Origin of the sequence: Streptomyces longispororuber (genome assembly GCF_024448165.1) — a bacterium.
GTDB lineage: Bacteria > Actinomycetota > Actinomycetes > Streptomycetales > Streptomycetaceae > Streptomyces > Streptomyces longispororuber_A.
Genome location: NZ_JAMOLN010000182.1, coordinates 1 through 20,981 on the forward strand (window position 1 = coordinate 1; position 20,981 = coordinate 20,981).

The 20,981-nt window shown below is 71.7% G+C and carries 16 protein-coding genes; 9 read left to right on the forward strand and 7 right to left on the reverse strand.

The genetic code is table 11. The features are described 5' to 3' along the window. Positions 1 to 902 (reverse strand): hydroxyacid dehydrogenase (locus M4J07_RS36585; protein ID WP_308284804.1); only part of this gene is annotated, 902 nt, incomplete at its 3' end. A gap of 303 nt (positions 903 to 1,205) precedes the next feature. Between M4J07_RS36585 and M4J07_RS36590 the strand changes: the two genes are divergently transcribed. From M4J07_RS36590 to M4J07_RS36605, 4 genes are all read left to right on the forward strand, one after another. Continuing rightward, entirely contained in the window at positions 1,206 to 2,060 is an 855-nt protein-coding gene (locus M4J07_RS36590; RefSeq protein WP_255979369.1) for an ABC transporter permease, read from the forward strand. A 32-nt stretch (positions 2,061 to 2,092) separates the two neighbouring features. Next, positions 2,093 to 2,956: a carbohydrate ABC transporter permease gene (locus tag M4J07_RS36595; RefSeq protein ID WP_255979397.1), complete on the forward strand. Its 864-nt coding sequence runs from the start codon at positions 2,093 to 2,095 to the stop codon at positions 2,954 to 2,956. 77 nt (positions 2,957 to 3,033) lie between these two features. Further along, entirely contained in the window at positions 3,034 to 4,686 is a 1,653-nt protein-coding gene (locus M4J07_RS36600; protein WP_255979371.1) for a sugar ABC transporter substrate-binding protein, read from the forward strand. 95 nt (positions 4,687 to 4,781) lie between these two features. Next, the gene (locus tag M4J07_RS36605) at positions 4,782 to 5,828 is read left to right on the forward strand and encodes a LacI family DNA-binding transcriptional regulator (RefSeq protein WP_255979373.1); all 1,047 of its coding nucleotides are present in this window, start codon (positions 4,782 to 4,784) and stop codon (positions 5,826 to 5,828) included. A gap of 24 nt (positions 5,829 to 5,852) precedes the next feature. Here M4J07_RS36605 and M4J07_RS36610 read toward each other — a convergent pair whose 3' ends face one another. Next, positions 5,853 to 7,313 carry an APC family permease gene (locus tag M4J07_RS36610; RefSeq protein ID WP_255979375.1) on the reverse strand — a complete coding sequence of 487 codons (1,461 nt, stop codon included), beginning with the start codon at positions 7,311 to 7,313 and terminating at the stop codon, positions 5,853 to 5,855. Positions 7,314 to 7,382: 69 nt separating this feature from the next. On the opposite strand from M4J07_RS36610, the gene M4J07_RS36615 reads away from it, so the two are divergent. Both M4J07_RS36615 and M4J07_RS36620 read left to right on the forward strand, forming a co-directional pair. Further along, positions 7,383 to 7,814: a DUF6153 family protein gene (locus M4J07_RS36615; protein ID WP_255979377.1), complete on the forward strand. Its 432-nt coding sequence runs from the start codon at positions 7,383 to 7,385 to the stop codon at positions 7,812 to 7,814. Positions 7,815 to 7,939: 125 nt separating this feature from the next. Then, positions 7,940 to 9,559: a multicopper oxidase family protein gene (locus M4J07_RS36620; RefSeq protein ID WP_255979399.1), complete on the forward strand. Its 1,620-nt coding sequence runs from the start codon at positions 7,940 to 7,942 to the stop codon at positions 9,557 to 9,559. A 65-nt stretch (positions 9,560 to 9,624) separates the two neighbouring features. On the opposite strand, the gene M4J07_RS36625 is transcribed toward M4J07_RS36620, so the two are convergent. The 4 genes from M4J07_RS36625 to M4J07_RS36640 form a co-directional block, all read right to left on the reverse strand. Then, positions 9,625 to 10,845: an MFS transporter gene (locus tag M4J07_RS36625; RefSeq protein ID WP_255979379.1), complete on the reverse strand. Its 1,221-nt coding sequence runs from the start codon at positions 10,843 to 10,845 to the stop codon at positions 9,625 to 9,627. 93 nt (positions 10,846 to 10,938) lie between these two features. Beyond that, positions 10,939 to 11,949 carry an endonuclease/exonuclease/phosphatase family protein gene (locus M4J07_RS36630; RefSeq protein WP_255979381.1) on the reverse strand — a complete coding sequence of 337 codons (1,011 nt, stop codon included), beginning with the start codon at positions 11,947 to 11,949 and terminating at the stop codon, positions 10,939 to 10,941. Positions 11,950 to 12,156: 207 nt separating this feature from the next. Continuing rightward, entirely contained in the window at positions 12,157 to 12,837 is a 681-nt protein-coding gene (locus tag M4J07_RS36635) for a TetR/AcrR family transcriptional regulator C-terminal ligand-binding domain-containing protein (RefSeq protein WP_255979383.1), read from the reverse strand. 91 nt (positions 12,838 to 12,928) lie between these two features. Then, positions 12,929 to 14,524, reverse strand: coding sequence for an MFS transporter (locus M4J07_RS36640; protein WP_255979385.1), 1,596 nt, complete (start codon positions 14,522 to 14,524; stop codon positions 12,929 to 12,931). Between the two features lie 194 nt (positions 14,525 to 14,718). Here M4J07_RS36640 and panB point away from each other — a divergent pair, with 194 nt between their 5' ends. The 3 genes from panB to M4J07_RS36655 all read left to right on the forward strand — a co-directional run bounded on the left by panB (position 14,719) and on the right by M4J07_RS36655 (position 18,298). Next, positions 14,719 to 15,594, forward strand: a complete 876-nt coding sequence (panB, locus tag M4J07_RS36645) for a 3-methyl-2-oxobutanoate hydroxymethyltransferase (protein WP_255979387.1) — start codon at positions 14,719 to 14,721, stop codon at positions 15,592 to 15,594. An 839-nt stretch (positions 15,595 to 16,433) separates the two neighbouring features. After that, positions 16,434 to 17,465 (forward strand): ATP-binding cassette domain-containing protein, encoded by a 1,032-nt coding sequence (locus M4J07_RS36650; protein ID WP_255979389.1) that lies wholly within the window; start codon positions 16,434 to 16,436, stop codon positions 17,463 to 17,465. After that, on the forward strand, positions 17,462 to 18,298 hold the full coding sequence (locus tag M4J07_RS36655) for an ABC transporter permease (protein WP_255979391.1): 837 nt from the start codon (positions 17,462 to 17,464) through the stop codon (positions 18,296 to 18,298). The genes M4J07_RS36650 and M4J07_RS36655 overlap by 4 nt, the downstream gene beginning before the upstream one ends. 126 nt (positions 18,299 to 18,424) lie before the next feature. On the opposite strand, the gene M4J07_RS36660 is transcribed toward M4J07_RS36655, so the two are convergent. Beyond that, positions 18,425 to 20,981, reverse strand: a 2,557-nt coding sequence (locus M4J07_RS36660) for an ATP-binding protein (RefSeq protein WP_255979393.1), incomplete at its 5' end; no start/stop codon positions are given.

A 20,981-nucleotide genomic window follows, 5' to 3' on the forward strand; every position in this document is an offset into this window, starting at 1 on the left:
ACCTCACTCCCCTGCGCCCCGGCCACATGCGGAGTGACCAGCACGTTCGGCAGCGTCAGCAACGGATGCCCGGCGGGCAGCGGCTCCGGGGACGTGACGTCGAGGTAGGCCGACAACCGCCCGGACCCACACTCCGCGGCCAGCGCCTCCGCATCGACGAGCGACCCCCGCGCCGTGTTGACCACCACCCCGCCGTCCGGCACGAGCCGCAGCATCTCCGCGCTCAACATCCCCCGTGTCTCCGGCAGTTGAGGCGCGTGCACGGTCACGATCGAGCTGCGCCGGCACAGCTCCGCGAGCCCCACCCGCTCCACCCCGAGCCGCGCCGCCTCCCCCTCGGACACGTACGGATCGCACAGCAGCACCCGGTACCCCGCGGAGTCGGCCCGCAGCGCCTCGATCACCCGGCGTCCGATCCGTGACGCCCCGATGACGCCGACGACCCGCCCGTCGGCACCCTCCCGCTCCAGGAACCCGGGCCACGCCGTCGCGTACGCCGCGGCGGCGGGCAGCGCTCCCTTGGCCGCGAAGGTGATCGCGGCGAGGGTGAAGGCGACGACGGGTGCGGCGTTCGCGTCGGCCGCCGACGAGACGAGCAGCCCGCGCTCCCACACGGCGTCCGTGACGATCGGCCGGACGGACCCCGCCGCGTGGATCACGGCCTTCAGGTGCGGCGCGGCGTCCAGCACCCGCTCCGTCAGCGGCGGGCAGTCCCACCCGGTGACCAGGACCTCGACCCCGCCGAGCACCTCCGCGGCCGCGCTCCCGTCGAACTCCCCCGTCAGGGGCGGCGCGGCCAACCGCACGCTGCGGCCCAGCCGTTCCCTCAGGTCGGGCGGGAAGACCCGCTCCACCACCTGGGCACCCATGGCCAGTGCCGCGGTCGGTCGGTGTGCCGTCACTCGTTCCACCCCTCAGACTCTGTAACCGGTTACTTCAATTTCCCAGGAGGCTAGGCACTCGCGGGCCATGGGGTCAAGGTTCTCCGTCGCTAAGGGGGTTGACCGCCCGTAGTAACCGTTTTAGATTCCGCCTCACCTTGTTCCAACGACGGAGGGGTTCCCGTGCCCACGGTGGCGAAGGAAAGGCCCGATGCCGGGGTGGCGGCCCCTCCCGGCGGGCCGCAAACCGGCCCAAAGACGAAGAACAGCCCGCGATATGCAGGCTGGAAACGGTTTCGAAGCAGCCGTACGCTGCTGCTGCTCATGGTGCCGGGCGTCGTGTACTTCCTGGTCTTCCACTACGGCGCCTTCGTCGGCAACGTCGTGGCGTTCAAGGAGTACGACCCGTTCGCCGGCCTGTGGGGCAGCCAGTGGGTCGGGTTCGGCAACTTCAGCCGGATGTTCGGCGACCCGGACTTCTGGCACGCGACGTGGAACACGCTCTACATCGCCGTGCTCCAGCTGACGTTCTACTTCCCCGTGCCGCTGGCGATCGCGCTGCTGCTGCACAGCCTGACCTCGGACCTGCTGCGCCGCTTCGTGCAGTCCGTCGTCTACCTGCCGCACTTCCTGTCGTGGGTGATCGTCGTCGCCCTGTTCCAGCAGGTCCTGTCCGACACCGGCCTGCTGAACAGCTTCCTGGGCGACAGCGGCCTGCACACCGTCGACATCATCGGCAACCCCGACGCCTACCGGCCGCTCGTCGTCGCCGAGGTGATCTGGAAGGACGCCGGCTGGGGCACCATCATCTTCCTGGCCGCCCTGATGCAGGTCGACGAGCAGCAGTACGAGGCCGCCGCGATCGACGGGGCCGGGCCGTGGCGCCGCTTCTGGCACGTGACGCTGCCGTCGATCCGGCCGATCGTCGTACTGCTGCTGATCATGCGGCTCGGCGACATCCTCTCCGTCGGCTTCGAACAGATGCTGCTGCAGCGGCAGTCGGTGGGCCCGGAGGTCGGCGAGGTGCTCGACACCTTCGTCTTCTGGCAGGGCATCGTCGGCGGCGACACCGGATACGCCGCCGCGGCCGGGCTCTTCAAGGGCCTGGTGGGCGCGCTCCTCGTGTTCGTCGCCAACCGGATCGCGCACAAGCTCGGCGAGCAGGGGGTCTACAAGTGAGCACGTCCGCAACCCCGGTCCGTCCCGCGTGGATGGAGAAGCCGAAGCCCGTCACCAAGGCCGCCAAGGGCGTGGCCGTGCTCGTGCTGCTGTGTCTGGTCCTCGTACCGTTCCTGGTGATCGTCTCCACGTCGCTCGCCTCCAACAAGGAGGTGGTGGCCAACGGCGGCTGGGTGCTGTGGCCGAGCGAGCCGACGCTGCGCGCGTACGAGAACATCCTCAGCGGCGGCATCGTGACGAAGGCGCTCGGCGTGAGCATCGGCATCACCGTCGTCGGCACGCTGCTCTCCCTCGCGTGCACCGCGTGCCTCGCGTACGCGCTCAGCCGGCCCGGCGTCTACGGCGGCAAGCCGGTGCTGCTGGTCGTGCTGTTCACCTTCCTCTTCCCGCCCGGCATGATCCCGGCCTTCCTGCTGGTCAAGGGGCTCGGGCTGATGGACACGTACGCGGCGGTGATCGCGCCGGTCCTCATCAACGTGTTCAACCTGGTGGTGCTGCGCGGCTTCTTCCAGGGCATCCCTGAGGAGCTGTACGAGGCGGCGCGGCTGGACGGCGCGGGCGACTGGGCCACGTTCTGGCGGATCGCGCTGCCGCTGTCCAAGGCCGCCCTCGCCGTCGTCGGACTCTTCTACGCGGTGTCGTACTGGAACGCGTGGTTCACGGCCTCCATCTACCTGGAGTCGGGCCACTGGCCGCTCTCCCAGGTGCTGCGCACGTACGTCATCGGGGGCGCGCAGATCGCCGACACCGGTCTCAGTGAGGCGGGCATGGTCTCGGCGCCGCAGACGACGCAGATGGCCGTCCTGGTGATCGCCACCGTGCCGATCCTGCTCGTCTACCCCTTCCTGCAGAAGTACTTCACCAAGGGCGTGCTCACCGGCGCCATCAAGAGCTGAGACACCACCCGCTCTCCCCTCGCCCCCACCTCCCGCTCCGCACGTCCCGACCTCCTTTAGCCGAAGGGCCCTTCGCCATGTCCTCTTCCGCCATGTCGCGCCGCACCCTGCTGCGCTCCATCGCCGTCGGCGGCGCCGCGATCGCCGCGCCGTCCCTGCTGACCGCCTGCTCCTCCGACTCCGCCGGCGGCGGCTCCGTCTCCAACGCGGGCAAGAAGGCCGCCGCCTGGCCCGCGTACACCCCGGCGAAGGGCGCGACGCCCGACCTGGCGCCGACCGCCGAGGGTGTCCAGGCCGGCTACACGAAGTACCCGGCCGACCTGGTGAAGGCGATCGCCGAGAAGCCCGGCTCCGGCAAGGAGAAGATCAAGGTCCTCTCGATCACGTACGGCACCCCGCCCAAGCCCGCCGCGCAGAACAAGTACTGGGCCGCGGTCAACAAGGCCCTCGGCGTGGACGTCGAGTTCACCGTGGTGCCCGACGCCGACTTCCGCTCGAAGATGGCGACCCTGTTCGCGGGCGACGACATCCCGGACGTCATCAACATCGGCGGCGGCTACGTCCTGCCTCGCGAGGCCCAGTTCGTGAAGTCGCGCTGCGCCGACCTGACCGAGTACCTGTCGGGCGACGCGATCAAGGACTACCCGAACCTCGCGGGCATCCCCCAGTACGCGTGGGAGGGCATGGGCCGGATCTCCGGCCGGATCTACGGCGTGCCGGTCGAGCGGCCCAAGCCGCAGGACACGCTGTTCTTCAACAGCGGCGCCTTCACGAAGGCGGGCTACAAGGCGGGCATGTCCGCGGACGACTTCGCGGCGATGTCCAAGGACGCGACCGCCGGCAAGAAGTGGGCGCTCGGCGCCTCGGCGACCGCGTTCTTCGGCTACAAGACGCACGCCAACTGGTTCGGCGCGCCCAACGAGTTCGCCATGCAGGACGGCAAGGCGGTGCACTGGGGCGGCACCGACGAGTTCCGGGCGACGCTTGAGTACCTGGCGAAGGTGCGCAAGCAGGGTTCGTACTACCCGGAGGCCACCTCGGTCTCGCAGGTCGACCTGAAGACCCAGTTCTGGAACGGGTCCGTGCTGTCCATGACGGACGGCTTCCTCGCCTACCCGGCCGCCGCGCAGGGCATCAAGGACGCCTTCGACCTCGACGCCCTCGTCCCGTACGCGGTGGACGGCGGGACCGCGAAGTACCAGCAGAGCCGCGGCATCTTCGGCTACACGGTGCTCAAGAAGGCGTCCAAGGCGCGGATCGAGCTGATCCTGCGCGTCCTGGACTACCTGGCGGCGCCGTTCGGCACCGAGGAGTACGAGCTGACGCACTTCGGCCTGGAGGGCACGCACTTCGAGCGCGACAAGGACAACAACCCGATCCCCACCGAGCTGGGTCTGCTCGAGTCGAAGACGAACGTGCCGTTCACGTACCTCTCGGACGCCCCGCAGGTGCTGTACGTGCCCGGCTTCCCCAGCGTCGTCGAGCGGCTGCACGCCTGGCAGCAGAAGGTCGTCCCGCTGATGCAGCCGAACATCCGCTTCGGACTGCAGTCGGACACCTACAACCGGCAGGGCGCCGCCCTCCAGCAGCTGATCGACGACGGGGTCACCGCCATCGTGTCCGGCCGCAAGAAGGTCTCCGACTGGGACGCGGTGTACGCGAAGTGGCAGGCTCAGGGCGGCAAGAAGGTCGTCGAGGAGTTCACTGCGGAATACGCGGCGGCCCATTGACGGACGTGGCGCACCGCCGGCGGCGGCGCACGCGATGATGGTGCGGGGCCCGCGGTACCTGCGGGCCCCGCCGGGCCGACCGAGGGAGATGCGAAGTGGGCGAGCGGGCCACGATCCGGGACGTGGCGGCGCGCGCGGGGGTCTCGGTGGCGACCGTGTCCCGGGTGCTCGCGGGCAACTACCCGACCTCGGCCGCGTCGCGCGCCAAGGTGCTGCGTGCGGCGAAGGACCTGGACTACGTCGCCAACGCGCACGCGCGCGCGTTGGCGGGTGCCGGGCGCAAGACGATCGCCGTGCTGATGCTCGACGTGGTGAGCTCCTTCTACGCGGCCATCGCGCAGGGCGTCGAGAAGGAGGCCGCCCAGCACGACCGGCTGACGCTCGTGGCGTCGACCGGCGCGGACCCGGCCCGTGAGCTGGCACTCGTGCAGATGATGCGGGAGCAGGCCGCGGAGGCGGTCGTCCTGGTCGGCGGGGTCGTGGAGGACGCCGCGTACCGGGAGCGGATGGCGCAGTACGCGCAGTCGCTCGCGGCGGCCGGTTCGCGGCTCGTGCTGTGCGGCCGGCCCGCGCCCGCGCCGGACGTCCCCGCGGTGGTCGTCGAGTACGACAACGAGGCGGGCGCCCACGCGATCACCAGCCATCTGCTGGGCGCGGGCCACCGCAGGATCGCGCTGATCGGCTACCAGCCGGGGAACACGACCGGTGAGGACCGGGTGCGCGGCTATCTGCGGGCCCTGGACGACCACGGGGTGCCGAGGGCGGACGCGCTGCTGCACGGCATCGGGTTCGGCCAGCACAACGGCGACGAGGCGATCCGCGACCTGCTGCGCAAGGCCGACGGGAAGCCGGACTTCACGGCCGTCTTCGCGGGCGACGACCGGGTGGCCGCCGCCGTGATCCGGGCCCTCGGGGAGTACGGCCTGCGGGTCCCCGAGGACATCTCGGTGGTCGGCTACAACGACGACCCGGTGGCCGCCGACATCACCCCGGGTCTGACGACGGTGCACATCCCCGGCGAGGAGGTGGGCCGCACCGCGGTCCGTCTCGCGCTCAACGGGGCGGGCAGGAGCGGGCAGCAGCGCCAGCTCCTGGGCACGCACATCGTGATCAGGGACAGCGTGCGCCGCCTCGCTCCGTAGGGTCCGTCACATCCGTCACATCCGTCACGGGGCGGGCGGGCCCACGGGGTCGCGGTGGTCGGGGTGGATCCAGCTGGGCTTGCGGAACCTGAGGAAGGCGACGGGCGCCACGATGCCGAGCAGCAGCAGCCCGCCGCCGACGACCAGCAGGTAGCGCCACAGCGGCCCGGTGTCGTACTGGTCGGGCGGCACGAAGCCGATGACGAGGGCGAGCAGCGACGCCACGAACCCGACGCCCGCGACGAGGGTGACGGCGGGCACGACGAATCCGCGCGGCACGTCGGGCCGGGTGCGCCGCAGCCGTACGACGGCCAGGAACATCAGCAGGTAGGCGACCAGGTAGATCTGGATCGTGATGACGGAGAACATCCAGTACTGGCTGGAGACGTTGTCGCTGAAGGCGTACAGGATGCCGATGAGGGTGGTCAGCACGCCCTGGGCGATCATCACGTTCTGCGGGACGCCGTGCTTGTTGAACTTCTGCAGGAAGGGCGGCAGATAGCCCTCCTGCCGGGAGAGCAGGACGAGTCCCTTGGCGGGGCCGGCGAGCCAGGTCAGCATGCCGCCGAGCGCCGCGCACACCAGCATGACGCCGACGATCCGCGTCATCCACCCCACGTGGAAGTGGTCGAAGAACGCCTGGAAGGCCTGCATCAGACCGGCGGTCAGGCTGAGCTGCTCCGCGGGCATGACCCAGCTGATGGCGAGCGCCGGAAGGATGAAGATCAGCAGGACGAGGCCGGTGGCGAGGAAGATCGAGCGCGGGTACTCGCCGCGCGGGTTGCGCAGCGACGAGACGTGGACGCCGTTCATCTCCATGCCCGCGTAGGAGAGGAAGTTGTTGACGATCAGGACGAGGCTGGCCAGGCCCGTCCACGGGGGCAGCCAGTGGCTCGCGCCCATCGGGGCGGCGGACGGGTTGCCCTGGCCGAGGAAGACGATGCCGAGGACGACGAGCACGACGCCGGGGACGAGGGTCCCGATGATCAGACCGAGCGAGGACAGGCCCGCGACGGTTCTGGTGCCGCGCGAGCTGACCCACACCCCGGTCCAGTAGATGACGACGATGCAGATGGCGACGTAGAGACCGTTCTCGGCCAGGCTCGGGTGGATCACGTACGCGAAGGTGGACGCCACGTAGGCGAGCAGGCTCGGGTAGTAAGCGATGGTCATGGCGAACTGGCACCAGACGGCGACGAATCCGAGCGGTTTGCCGAGCGCCTCGCTGACCCAGCGGTAGATGCCGCCCGTCCAGCCGGAGGCCAGTTCGGCGCCGACGAGGGCGGTGGGCAGCAGGAAGACGAGGGCCGGGAGCAGATAGAGGAAGATCGCCGCGAGGCCGTAGATCGCCATGGTCGGCGAGGGGCGCAGGCTCGCCACGGAGGCGGTCGTCATCAGGCCGAGGGTGACCCAGGAGATGAACTGACGCCGGGTGCCGTCGTCTCCGACCTCGGTGTTCTGCCCCGGTTCGTCCGTAGTCGTCATGGGCTCATGATCGGCGGCGGGCGGGGAGCCCGCACATCGCGTGATACCGGGTGGGGGTAGGGTGCGGGCATGACGTCCCCATCGACGAAGGGCCGCACGGGCCGCGGGCAGCTGCTGCTGTTCGTGGCGCTGCTCCTCGGGATCGTGGGGATGCACACGCTGGGGCATCCGACGGGGCACGCGATGGAGCACCCGGCGGGCCACGGCATGGCGATGTCCACGCATGCCGCGCCGTCTCAGGTCGCGCCGACCCACGCCGCCCCGGCCCGGGTCGTGGTGGACGAGCACCCCGCGCCCGGTGACGGCGGCATGGATCCGCTGAGCGTCTGTCTGGCCGTGCTCGGTTCGTTCACGCTGCTGTTGCTGACGGCGGCGGTGCTGCGGCCGCCGGCGGGCGCGATCCTGCGGGGTCCGGTCCTGCGGGGCCCGGCGTTCGCCCAGCGCCCGAACCCGCCTCCGCCGAGATCACTGCTGTCCCGGTTGTCGGTGCTGCGCATCTAGGCCTGCGCACCGGCTGCTTCGCGCTGCGTGGAACCTCTTGGGGCCGAGCGGTGTATCAGAAGCAGCGGATGAGTTCGCCCACCGCACGCAGTACGCACGACACCGACATCGAGGTGCACTCAGTCATGCGCAACAGCACTCCTCCCCCAGGCTCCCCGACCCGCCGCGCCCTGCTCGGCGCGTCCCTCGCCGTGGCCGGCACGGGAGTTCTGGCCGCCTGTTCCGGATCGGACTCCGGTTCCGGGCACGGCGGTCACGGCTCGGGCGGCGCCGCGCCCGCGGGGTTCGTCGACCCGGCGGGCGCCGAGGTCGCCGCCGCGGAGAAGAAGCGCGGCTCCGGCCCCGTCCGCACCGTGAAGCTCACGGCCGCCGCGACCCCGCTCGACCTGGGCGACCGCACGGTCAGGTCCTGGTCGTACGGCGGCGACCTGCCCGGCAGGGAGGTCCGGGTGACCGCGGGCGACACGCTCGCCCTGACCCTCGCCAACCACCTCCCCGAGTCCACGTCGCTGCACTGGCACGGCATCGCCCTGCGCAATGACATGGACGGCGTCCCCGGCGTCACCCAGAAGCCCGTCGCCCCGGGCGCCGACTTCACCTACCGCTTCACCGTCCCGCACCCGGGCACGTACTGGTTCCACCCGCACTCCGGCGTCCAGCAGGACCGGGGGCTGTACGCGCCGCTGATCGTGGACGACCCCAAGGAGCCGCTCTCGTACGACAAGGAGTGGGTGGTCGTCCTCGACGACTGGGTCGACGGGGTGGACGGCTCGACGCCGGACGCCGTGCTCAAGGAGCTGAGCGCGGGCATGGGCGGCTCGGGCGGGGACCACTCGGGCCACGACATGTCGGGGATGAGCGGCATGTCGATGGAGCGGGACGCCTCGCCGTCCGCCACCGCGTCGGGCCCGTCCCGGATGATGATGGGCGCGACCAGCGAGCTGCTGGGCGGCGACGCGGGCGACGTGAAGTACCCGCACTACCTGGTCAACGGGCGGACGGCGAAGGCCCCTTCGTCCTTCCGGGCGCGCCCCGGCGACCGCATCCGGATCCGGTTCGTCAACGCGGGCGGGGACACGGCGTTCCGGGTCGCGCTCGGCGGCCACGAGATGACGGTGACGCACACGGACGGCTTCCCGGTGCGGCACGCGACGACGGACGCGCTGCTGCTCGGCATGGGCGAGCGGTACGACGTGCTGGTCACCGCGGGCGACGGGGTGTTCCCGCTGACGGCGCTCGCGGAGGGCAAGAAGGCGTCGGCGCTGGCGGTGCTGCGGACCGGTCCGGGCGCGGCGCCGTCGGCCACGACGCGGCCCCGGGAGCTGGACGGCCGGCTCCTGACGGCGGACAGGCTCCGGGCGGCCGACGCGGTGGCCCTGCCCTCCCGGGAGCCGGACCGCACGGTCAGGCTCCAGCTGACGGGCGGGATGGCCACATACGACTGGGCGTTCAACAAGAAGCCGTACACGGCGGACCAGCGGTACGCGGTCAAGGCGGGCGAGCGGGTGCGGCTGGTCTTCGCCAACTCGACATCGATGTGGCACCCGGTCCATCTGCACGGCCACACGTTCTCGCTGGCGAGCGTGGCGGGCGGCCCCCGCAAGGACACGGCGATCGTGCTGCCGAACGGGACGCTGACGGTCGACTTCGACGCCGACAACCCGGGCCTGTGGATGGTCCACTGCCACAACGTGTACCACTCGGAGGCGGGCATGATGACGGTTCTGGGCTACCGCCGGGACTGACGCCCGGCACAGGGTGAGGAAGGGCGGCGCCCCGGAGTGAAGTGCCGCCCTCCCCGCCCGCGCCGTCAGTGCCGTACGGGCTGCGCGGCCTCGGGCCGGTGCGAGGCCACCAGTCGGCCCTCCGCCGGAGCGGGACCGCGCCGCAGGTCCACGGTGTGGGCGACGGCGGCGACGCCGAGGCCGAGCACCGCGAGCGCCGCCCCGGCCACCGCCGGGGAGGTCACGCCGAAGCCGGCGGCGAGGGCGAGGCCGCCGATCCAGGCGCCGCCCGCGTTGGCCAGGTTGAACGCGGCCTGGTTCGCGGAGGAGGCGAGGGCGGGGGCGGCGGACGCCTTCTCCATCACCATCAGCTGCAGCGGGGAGCCGGTGGTGAAGGCCGCGACGCCGAGCAGCAGCACGGCGAGCGCGGCGCTCCACTCCGTGCGCATGAGGAGCGGGAAGGCGGCGAGGACGACGACCAGTGAGGTCAGTCCGCCGAAGAGCGTGCCGCGCAGCGAGTGGTCCGCGAGGCGCCCGCCCAGCAGGTTGCCGATGGTGGCGCCGACGCCGAAGAGGGCGAGCAGCAGCGTCACACCGGACTCGGCGTACCCGGCGGCGTCCGTCAGCATCGGGGTGATGTAGCTGTACGCGGAGAACAGGGCGCCGAATCCGGCGACGGTCGTGCCGAGGGCGAGCCAGACCGGGACCGACCGCAGGGCGCGGAGTTCGCCGCGCAGACCGGCGACGGGCCGGCCCTGCCCGTGATCGGCGGGGACGAGCGCGACCAGCGACGCGATGGCGGCGAGCCCGATGGCGCTGACGGCGAGGAAGGTGGCGCGCCAGCCCAGTTGCTGCCCCATGGCGGTGGCGACGGGCACGCCGACGATGTTGGCGACGGTCAGCCCGAGGAACATCAGGGAGACCGAGCGGGCCTTGCGCTCGGGCGCGACCATCGAGGTGGCGACGACCGCGCCGACGCCGAAGAAGGCGCCGTGCGGCAGCCCGCTGACGAAGCGGGCGGCCATCAGCCAGTGGTAGTCGGGGGCGGCGGCCGACACGGCGTTGCCGGCGACGAACAGGACCATGAGCCCGGTCAGGACCCGGCGGCGCGGCATGCGCGCGGTGAGCGCGGCGAGCAGTGGGGCGCCGATGACGACACCGAGCGCGTACGCGGAGACGAGGTGTCCCGCGGTGGGGATGGATACGTGCAGGTCGTCCGCGACGTCGGGCAGCAGGCCCATCATCACGAACTCCGTAGTGCCGATGCCGAAAGCGCCCACAGCGAGGGCGAACAGGGCGAGGGGCATGAAGGGTCTTCCCAAGAACGTGGGTGAGCGGAATCCGTAAGTTTACTTACGGAACAAAGACGCCCGCACACCCACGGGTGACCGTTGTGCACATCACAGCTGAACGCGCGCCGCGATCGGCAGATGGTCGCTGTTGGTCTTCGGCAGGGTCCACGACGAGACCGGTTCGACGCCCTTGACCATGATCTGGTCGATGCGCGCCATCGGGAAAGCGGCCGGCCAGCTGAACCCGAAGCCGCTGCCCGCCGCGCCCTGGGTGGAACGCATCTGGGACGTGACGGCGTTCAGGGCGCGGTCGTTCATCGTGCCGTTCAGGTCGCCGAGCAGGATGACCTTGCCGAGCGGCTCGTCGGCGATCGCCTCGCCCAGCGCGTCCGCGCTCTCGTCGCGCTGGCTGGCGGTGAACCCGGAGTCGACCTTCACCCGCACCGACGGCATGTGCGCCACGTAGACGGCGACGGCGCCCTCGGGCGTGGCGACCGTCGAGCGCATGGCCCGCGTCCAGCCCAGCTTGATGTCGACGGGCCGGGTGGCGGACAGCGGGTACTTGCTCCACAGGCCGACGGTGCCCTGGACCGAGTGGTACGGGTAGGTGCCCGCGAGCGCCTTCTCGTACGTCGGCAGCGCCTCGGTCGTCAGCTCCTCCAGGGCGACGACCTGCGCGCCGGACGCGGCGACGTCCTGGGCGGTGGTGGCCGGGTCGGGGTTGTCCGCGTTCACGTTGTGGGTGGCGACGGTGAGGTCGCCGCCACTGTGCTGCTTGTCGGTGAGCAGTCCGCCGAAGAGGTTGAGCCAGACGATCGCCGGGACCAGGACGGCGAGCACCGCGGTCGCCGACTTCCGGACGAGACCGAGGACGAGCAGCACCGGGACGAACAGGCCGAGCCACGGCAGGAACGTCTCGGTCAGGGAGCCGAGGTTGCCGACGGTGTTGGGGATCTGCGCGTGCAGCAGCATGACCAGGGCGAGCAGCACCGCGAGCGCCGCGAGGACGATGCCGCGGCGCCACAGGCCGCGGTCGCTGCGCAGCCGGTGCCCCAGACGTCGCAGCCGGGCGCCCGGCCCGTGCTGCCCGGATCCTGAGCTGCCGTACGCCTGCGCCATACCTTCGTCGCCTCACTGCCTGCCGTGCCCGCTGTCCCCGCCCGAAACCCTAGGCGATGTCCAGCGGCTTTCTGTTCCGTCACGCCCACGGCCTGCCGGGGCGTGACGCCCGTACGGCCACGAGGACGAGCGGGGTGGTGCGCGAAGTTCCGAATGCGGCGGTCACGGGGGCCCTCTGTGACGAAACCCGCACATTCGCCGGATCGTTCAGCGGGCGGGCGGTACCGGCGGTTTGAGGGCGGTCAGCACCGTGTCGACGACGCGCTCGGAGAGGCCGTCGGCCAGCGGCGCGTCGGGCCGCATGACGGTGCGCAGCAGCATCGGGCCGGTGAACAGGTCCGCGGCGAACTCGATGTCGGTGTCGGCGGGCAGCTCGCCCTCGGCGACGCCGCGCCGCAGCACGTCGGCCATCGCCCGGCGCCGGGGTTCGACGACGACCTCGTGGTACGCCTCCCAGAGCTTGGGCAGGGTCTTCATCTGCCCGATGACGTTGTGCAGCAGCGCCGAGTTCCGCATGTTCAGGCCGCGCCTGCGCATGTGTTCCAGGAGCCGGACCAGATCGTCGCGCATCGAGGTGCCCGGGAGTTCGGGATCCGGCTCCTCGATCGACGCCACCACGTCGACGAAGAGCTCCTCCTTGCCGGCCCAGCGCCGGTAGATGGTGGCCTTGCCGACGCCGGCGGTGCGGGCGATGCGCTCGATGGACAGCTCGGTGAGGGGCACGCCCTCCTCGATGAGGCTGATGACGCCCTCGACGATGGCCTGTTCGACGGCCTCGCTGCGGGGCCGGCCGCGGACGGGGGCGGGTGCCGGCGCAGTGGCCGTCGACGGGGGCGCGCTCTCGAGTCCGTACTGCCGCGCCTGTTGCCCGGCCCGTTCCGCGTCCACGCCTCCGCCTTTCCTCCACGACCCCGGAACCCGGCGGACCGCCGGGTTCCGGGGCGATTGTCTCAGCGTCGTCCGGCCCGCCGTGCGGGACTCAGCGGCCCGCGCCGATCCGCTCCGGCTCGCCCTGCTGCCCGGCGGGCGCCGCCGGCGGCTTGCCCGGCAGGAACAGGGCCGTCACGACGGCACTGGCCAGGGCCACCGCCGCGCCCCACAGGGCGGTGACGTGCATGGCGTGCAGGAACGCGTCGTTGGCGGCGCCGACCAGCGCCTCGCCGCGCGGCCCGAGCTTCTCGGCGATGCCGAGCGTGGCCTCGATGGACCCGCCCGCGGCGTCCCTGGCCCCGGCCGGCAGGAGGCCCAGCTTGTCCTCGATGCCGCCGCGGTACGCCGTGGACAGCACGGAGCCGAGCACGGCGATGCCGAGGGCGCCGCCGACCTGCCGGAAGGTGTTGGACAGGGCGGACGCGGAACCGGCCTTCTCACGCGGCAGCGCCTGCATGATGACGACGCTGGTCGGCGTCATCACGTGGGCCATGCCCGTGCCCATCAGGAAGAACATGACTTCCAGGAGCCAGATCGGGGTGTCCGCGTCGAGGACGGTGAACGCGGCGAGCATGGCCGCGAGCAGCACGAGCCCGCCGGTCGTGGTGGCCCGCACCCCGAACCGGTCGACGACGAGCCGGGCGCGCGGCGCGAAGATCAGCTGCGCCACGGCGAGCGGCAGCATCAGCGCGCCGGTCTGCAGCGGCGAGTACCCGCGCACGCTCTGCGTGTAGAAGACCGAGAAGAAGGTGACGCCCATCAGTGCGAAGAAGACCAGCGCGATGGCGGCGATCGCGGCCGAGAACACCTTGTTCTTGAAGTAGTCGATGTCGATCGACGGGTGGTCGCTGCGCTTCTCGTAGACGACGAACCCGACGAGGACGACGAGGCCGGCCACGATCGTGGCGATGACCTGGGGGCTGGTGAAGTCGCCCTCGTCGCCGCCCTTGATGATCCCGTAGACGAGCAGGACGAGACCGACGATGGACAGGACGACGCCGACGAGGTCGATGCGGCCCGGCTTCGGGTCCTTCGAGTCGGGCACGAGCGCGATCATCAGCACGACGGCGAGGATCACGATCGGCACGTTCACGAGGAACACCGAGCCCCACCAGAAGTGGTCGAGCAGCAGTCCACCGGTGATCGGGCCGATGGCGATGGCCAGGCCGACGCCGCCGGCCCAGATGCCGATGGCCTTCGGCTGCTCCTCGCGCTCGAAGACGTTCATGAGCACGGCGAGCGTGGCGGGCATGACGAAGGCGGCGCCGAGGCCCATCAGCGCGCGGAACGCGATGAGCTGGACCGGCGAGCCGGACTCGGCGGCCAGGGCGGAGCCGACGCCGAACACGACGAGTCCGCCGATCAGCACCTTCTTGCGCCCGACGCGGTCACCGAGCAGACCGGCGGTGAACAGCAGGCCCGCGAAGACGAGCGTGTAGGAGTTGATGGCCCACTCGAGCTCGCTCTGGGTGGCACCGAGGCCGGTGGGCGCGGGCGTCGAGATCGTCTTGATCGCGACGTTCAGGATGGAGTTGTCGAGGACGACGATCAGCAGGCTCAGCATGAGCACGCCGAGGATCACCCAACGACGGCGATGCACGGCCTCCGGTATGCGGGGGGCCGCGGGGACAGCAGGACTGGTCATGTGTACGAGGCTAGCCCCATTTCGATACGGAACCGTCTCGTATTGGAATGGCCGGGGTAATCCCTTACCGAGGCTTTACGTGAGCCGAGTAGCGAGGTGCCCTGGCGCTCAGGCGGCACGCGGTGCCACCATGGAGGTGATCCGGGGACGCCGTCAGGGCGCCTCGAGACGACTGAATTGAAGGAGCCGTTGCGATGACGCAACAAGTCTCGGCTGCCCAGACGCAGTCCGCCGACAGCAGCAATCCCAAGGCGCTGTACGGCGGGAAGAGCTCGCGCCGCCTCACCGTGCGGGACATCGGTCTCGCCAAGGAGCGGGGCGAGAAGTGGCCCATGCTCACCGCCTACGACGCGATGACCGCGTCCGTCTTCGACGAGGCCGGCATCCCCGTGATGCTGGTCGGCGACTCGGCGGGCAACTGTCACCTCGGGTACGAGACCACGGTGCCGGTCACGCTCGACCAGCTCACCATGCTCTCCGCCGCGGTCGTACGGGGCACGTCCCGCGCCCTGATCGTCGGCGACCTGCCCTTCGGCTCGTACCAGGAGGGCCCCACGCAGGCCCTGCGGTCGGCGATGCGGATGGTGAAGGAGGCCGGGGTCGGCGCGGTCAAGCTGGAGGGCGGCGAGCGCTCGCACGCCCAGATCAAGCTGCTCGTCGAGGCGGGCATCCCGGTCATGGCGCACATCGGTCTGACCCCGCAGTCCGTGAACACGCAGGGGTACCGCGTGCAGGGCCGTGGCGAGGAGGCGGCGCAGCAGCTGCTGCGCGACGCCAAGGCGGTCCAGGACGCCGGCGCGTTCGCCGTCGTCCTGGAGCTGGTTCCGGCCGAGCTGGCCGCCGAGGTCACCCGGGTCCTGCACATTCCGACGGTCGGCATCGGCGCCGGTCCCGACACGGACGCGCAGGTCCTCGTCTGGACCGACGCGCTCGGGCTGACCGGTGGCAAGATGCCGCGCTTCGTGAAGCAGTACGCGGATCTGCGGTCGGTCATGTCCGATGCGGCCAAGGCGTTTGCGGAGGACGTTGTCGGCGGAACGTTCCCTCTGGAGGAACACTCCGTCCACTGAGCCATAGCGGCACCACACGCAGCCCGTCGATCTTCCCCCGTCGACGGGCTGCGTCACGCTCCGCGGGTCGCTCCGCGGGTCGACCGGTCCCTCTCGGCGCGGCCTGCGGCCTGCGCCCCGGGCCGTCTCCCCCACCCGAAGCCACCCGTGCGAGTGGGTTGTCGGGTGCGGGTCTCCACGTGGGACTACTCGCCGTCGGCGGCTATCGGTCCGTGGCGGGTGGGTGGGGGTGACCCAGCCTCGGAGGGCGATCCCGCATCCGGGGTGAGCGCAGGCCCGACGGTGGAGCTGCACCTGGGGTCGGCGCAGGCCCGGTGGGGGTCCCCCACCTGGGTCGGCGCAGGCCCAGCGGGGCCCCGCTCCTGCCGTCGGCGCAGGCCCGACAGTGGAGCTGCACCCGGAGTCGGCGCAGGCCCAGCGGTGAAGTTGCTCGGCGTCGCCCCCGCCTCCGACGTCGCGGAGCCCCCGCACGCGCGGGCGACCTGACAGCGGCGCGAAGGCCATGGCCGCACGGGGCCGACGGCCGTACGGACGCCGACGACCGTGCAGACAGCGACATCGGTGCAGACGCCGACGACCGTGCAGACGCCAGCGGTCGTGCAGACGCCGGCGGCGGCCAGCCCCCACGGGAAGACCCGCACCCGACAACCCACCCGCACGGGTGGCTGCGGGTGGGCGACGAGGGCCCGGCCGGAGGCCGCGGCGGAGGTCGCGGCGGAGGGGGCCCGGTCCCGCGCGGCCAGCGCTTACGCAACCTGTCGGCGATATATCGGCGGTCGATCGCTCGCTGTCGGTCGGATGTCGGTGAGTTGTCGGTGGCGGCTGGCACCTTGGTGGACATGACGCGAATCGACAAGACCCCCGACAACAGCACGGGCAGCCGCCCCGTGGCCGTGTCCGTACGGGGACTGGTCAAGCACTACGGCGAGACCAAGGCTCTGGACGGCGTGGACCTGGACGTGCACGAGGGCACCGTGATGGGTGTGCTCGGGCCGAACGGCGCCGGCAAGACGACCCTCGTCCGCTGCTTGTCCACCCTCATCACCCCCGACGCCGGCACGGCGATCGTGGCGGGCTACGACGCGGTGAAGCAGCCCCGTCAGCTCCGCCGCGTGATAGGGCTCACCGGCCAGTACGCCTCGGTCGACGAGAAGCTCTCCGGCCGGGAGAACCTGTACATGATCGGGCGCCTGCTCGACCTGTCCAAGAAGGAGGCGCGGTCCCGCGCCGACGCCCTCCTGGAGCGGTTCTCCCTGACGGACGCCGCGACCCGGCCCGCCAAGACCTACTCAGGCGGCATGCGCCGCCGCCTCGACCTCGCGGCGTCGATGATCGGCCGCCCGCACGTCCTCTACCTGGACGAGCCGACGACCGGCCTCGACCCTCGTACCCGCAACGAGGTGTGGGACGAGGTCAAGAGCATGGTGCGGGACGGCGTGACCGTGCTGCTCACCACCCAGTACATGGAGGAGGCCGAGCAGCTGGCCTCCGAGCTCACCGTCATCGACCGCGGCAAGGTCATCGCGGAGGGCGGCATCGAGGAGCTGAAGGCGAAGGTCGGCGGCCGCACCCTGCGGATCCGTCCGGCCGACCCGCTGGAGCTGCGCCCGCTGGCGCACGCCCTCGACGACATGGGACTCACCGGTATCGCCACGTCCACCGTGGACGCCGAGTCCGGCACGGTCCTCGTGCCGATCCTCAGCGACGAGCAGCTGACGGCCGTGGTCGGCGCGGTCACCGCGCGCGGCATCACGATCGGCTCGATCGCCACCGAACTGCCCAGCCTGGACGAGGTGTTCCTCTCCATCACCGGCCAGAAGGCGTCCGCCCCGCAGGACGCCAGGCCCGAGCTCGAGGAGGTCGCCGTATGAGCGCCACCACCGTGACGGCGCCCGCGGCGCCCACCATCAAGGTCGAAGCCGATCCACGGATCGGACTGCGCGGCCATCTGCGCCACACCGGCGCCCTCGTCCGCCGCAACCTGCTCTGGATCAAGCAGGACCCGGAGTCGATGTTCGACGCGGTCCTGATGCCGATCGTCTTCACCCTGCTGTTCGTGTACGTCTTCGGCGGCTCGATCGGCCAGTCGCTCGGCGGCGGCCAGGACGCGTACGTGCAATACGTGATCCCCGGCATGGTCGCGATGATGAGCATGAACATCGCGCAGGGCGTCGGCACCGGCTTCAACGAGGACTTCCACAAGGGGATCATGGACCGGTTCCGGTCCCTGCCCATCGGACGGGCGTCCGTGCTGATCGCGAAGGTCTCCGTCGAGCTGCTGCGCCTGCTCGTGGCGACCACGGTCCTGATGATCGTGGCGGTGCTCGTCGGCTTCGACATCAACAACTGGGCGGGACTGTTCGGCGCCATCGGCCTCTCGGCGCTGTTCGGCTCGGCCATCATGTGGATCTTCCTGGTCCTCGGTGTGACCATGAAGAACGCCCAGTCCGTGCAGGCGATGGGCTTCCTGGTGATGATGCCGCTGCAGTTCGGCTCGTCGATCTTCGCGCCGACCCAGTCGATGCCGGGCTGGCTGCAGAACTTCACCGAGTACAACCCGATGTCCGGTCTCGCGGACGCGGCCCGCGGCCTGATGGTCGGCGGCCCGGTCGCGCACGGCCTGTGGGTGACGCTGGCCTGGACCGCGGGTCTGACGCTGGTCATGGCGCCGATCGCGATCCGCAAGTTCACCAAGCAGAGCTGAGGACCGCGGGCCCAGGGCCTGTCTCCCAGGTCCCTCCGTCCGCCCGAAGGGCGGGCCCCGCGGCGCCCGGTGCGGCGAGAGCGCGTGCCGGGCGTCGCCGGGCAGGAGGGATCTGGGAGACAGACCCTAGGGGTCCGCCGGTTCGCGTCCCAGCAGGGCGGTGGCCTCCTCCACGGAGAGGCCGCCGCCCTCGGCGTGTGCGCGGGTGTACGCCGCGTCGTCGAGCAGCGCCCGTACGTCGGCCTCCGCGTCGGCCCGCCAGTCGCGCTCCATGCCGGACGGCACGTGCTCCGCGGGCAGCACCGCGTCGGCCGCGCCGATCATCCGCGCGGCCGTCTCCGCGTCGCCCGGCCCGGCGCGCAGGGCGAGCGCCCGGGCCGCCGTGAGCAGGTGCAGCCCCGACAGGTGCGGCATGATCAGCTGGGCCAGCGGCAGCCGCGCCGTCTCCAGGGCCTGCAGGGCGCCCGCCACGGCCGGTTCGGCGTGCCCGTCGAGGACGTCGAGCATGGCCGCCATCCCGATGTGCATGGCGGCGAAGAACTCGATCTCCGTCACCTTGAACTCCTGCAGCAGGAAGTCGAGTTGCTCGCGCGCCTCGGCGGTGCGGCCGGTGGTGGCGAGCCGGCCGACGAGGAACATCCGGGCGGCGGGCCTGGCCTCGTTCGTGTGCCGGCTGGCCTTGTCGACGGCCTCCCACAGCATGGTCTCGCCGCGCTCGCCCTGGCCCTGCTCGATGTACGCCTGGCCGAGCCGGACCTGGAGGATCGCGGCCTGGGCGTGCGCCCCCATGCTCTCGGCGACCTCCCGCGCGCGGGCGTAGTCGGCGGCCGCGTCGGCCCACCGGCCGAGCCGCTCGTGCGCCTCGCCGCGCGCGGACAGCGCCTCGGCGACGCCCCATTCGTCGCCGAGCCGGGTGAACAGGGCGAGCGCCTCGTCGGCGTCCGGGAGACCGCGGGCGGCCCATTCGCTGCGGTTGGCGAAGATGTTGGCGCGCAGCTGGAGGACGAGCGCCAGTTCCCAGTCGTAGCCGAGCTCGCGGCAGGTGCGGACCGTCACGTCGGCGAGGTCGTGCATCCGGTCCACCTCACCGGTGAGCAGGACGGCGAAGTACCAGACGTTGCCGGGCGGGCGGCAGGCCTGCGGCAGGTCGGCGCGGTAGGTCTCGCGGATGGCGCGCAGCCTGGCCTGGCCCTCGTCGGACTGCCAGCGGTCCATCTCCATGTCCATGAAGGAGAGCCGGGAGAGATGGACCTCGCGGCGCGCCTCGTCCAGGAGTTCGCCGGTGAGCGGCGGGGGCGTGTCGGTGCAGCGCTGGTGCAGCGGCGGGGCGGGGCGGACCGGTCCCTCGAACGGATCGGGGCCGAGCGCGGCCGCCTCCCCCGCCCAGGTGCGGGCGTCGGTGCGCAGGTCCCGCATCTGCCAGAACCAGGACAGCGACAGGACGAGGGCGATCGCCTCCTGCTCGTCGCGGGCGGCGACGGCGTGCCGCAGGGCGGTGCGCAGGTTCTCGTAGTCGCGCTCGAACCGGGCGATGGCCGTGCGCTGCCCGGCGCCGCGCAGCAACGGGTCGGTGGTGCGGGCGAGTTCGCGGTAGTGGGTGAGGTGGGCGCGCTCGGCGGCGGTGCGGTCACCGGCCTCGTCGAGGCGGCCGCCCGCGTACTCGGCGACGGTCTCCAGGAGCCGGTACCGCATGCCTTCGCCCGCGTCGCCGCTGTCGTCGGGGGCGGCGACGACGAGGGACTTGTCGACGAGGGAGCCGAGGGTGTCCAGGGCGTCGGGGCCGCAGACCGCCTCGGCGGCGGGCAGGTCGCAGCCGCCGCTGAAGACGGACAGCCGGGCGAGGACGGTGCGTTCGGGTGCGTCGAGCAGGTCCCAGGACCAGTCGACGACCGCGCGCAGGGTCTGCTGGCGGGGCAGGGCGGTGCGGGCGCCGGAGGTGAGCAGCCGGAACCGGTCGTCGAGGCGGTCGGCGATCTGGCGCGGGGTGAGCATCCGCAGCCGGGCGGCGGCGAGCTCGATGGCGAGCGGCAGGCCGTCGAGGCGGCGGCAGATCTCGGCGACGGCCGCGGTGGTCTCGGCGGACTGGTCGACGGTGAAGCCGGGGCGCACGGCGGCGCCGCGCTCGCCGAACAGACGGAGCGCGTACGGCTCGGGGAGCGGTTCGACGGGGTACAGCAACTCCCCCGGTACACCGAGGGGTTCGCGGCTCGTGGCGAGGACGGTGACGCCGGGGCAGCGGGCGAGGAGCTGCTCCGCGAGGGTGGCCGCGGCGTCGATGACGTGCTCGCAGTTGTCGAGGATGAGGACGATCCTGCGGTCGGCGCAGTGTTCCACGAGGCGTACGAGGGGGTCGTCGCCCTGTCGTTCGGAGGCGGCCCGCAGCTCTTCGGCGCCGGCGCCGCGCAGCACCGTCTCGCGGGCGCCGAGCGCGCTGACGACGGCTTCGGGTACGGCGTCCGGATCGCTCACCGGGGCGAGTTCGGCCAGCCACACGCCGTCCGGCGCGGTACCGGCGAGCCCTTCGGCGGCCTCCTGCGACAGCCGCGTCTTGCCGGCCCCGCCGGGCCCGAGCAGGGTCACCAGCCGTACGCGGTCCAGGTCGGCGCGGATGGCATCGATGTCGGCGGACCGTCCCACGAACGAGGTGAGGCGGGCCCGCAGGTTCCCGGGAGCCGGACGCGGC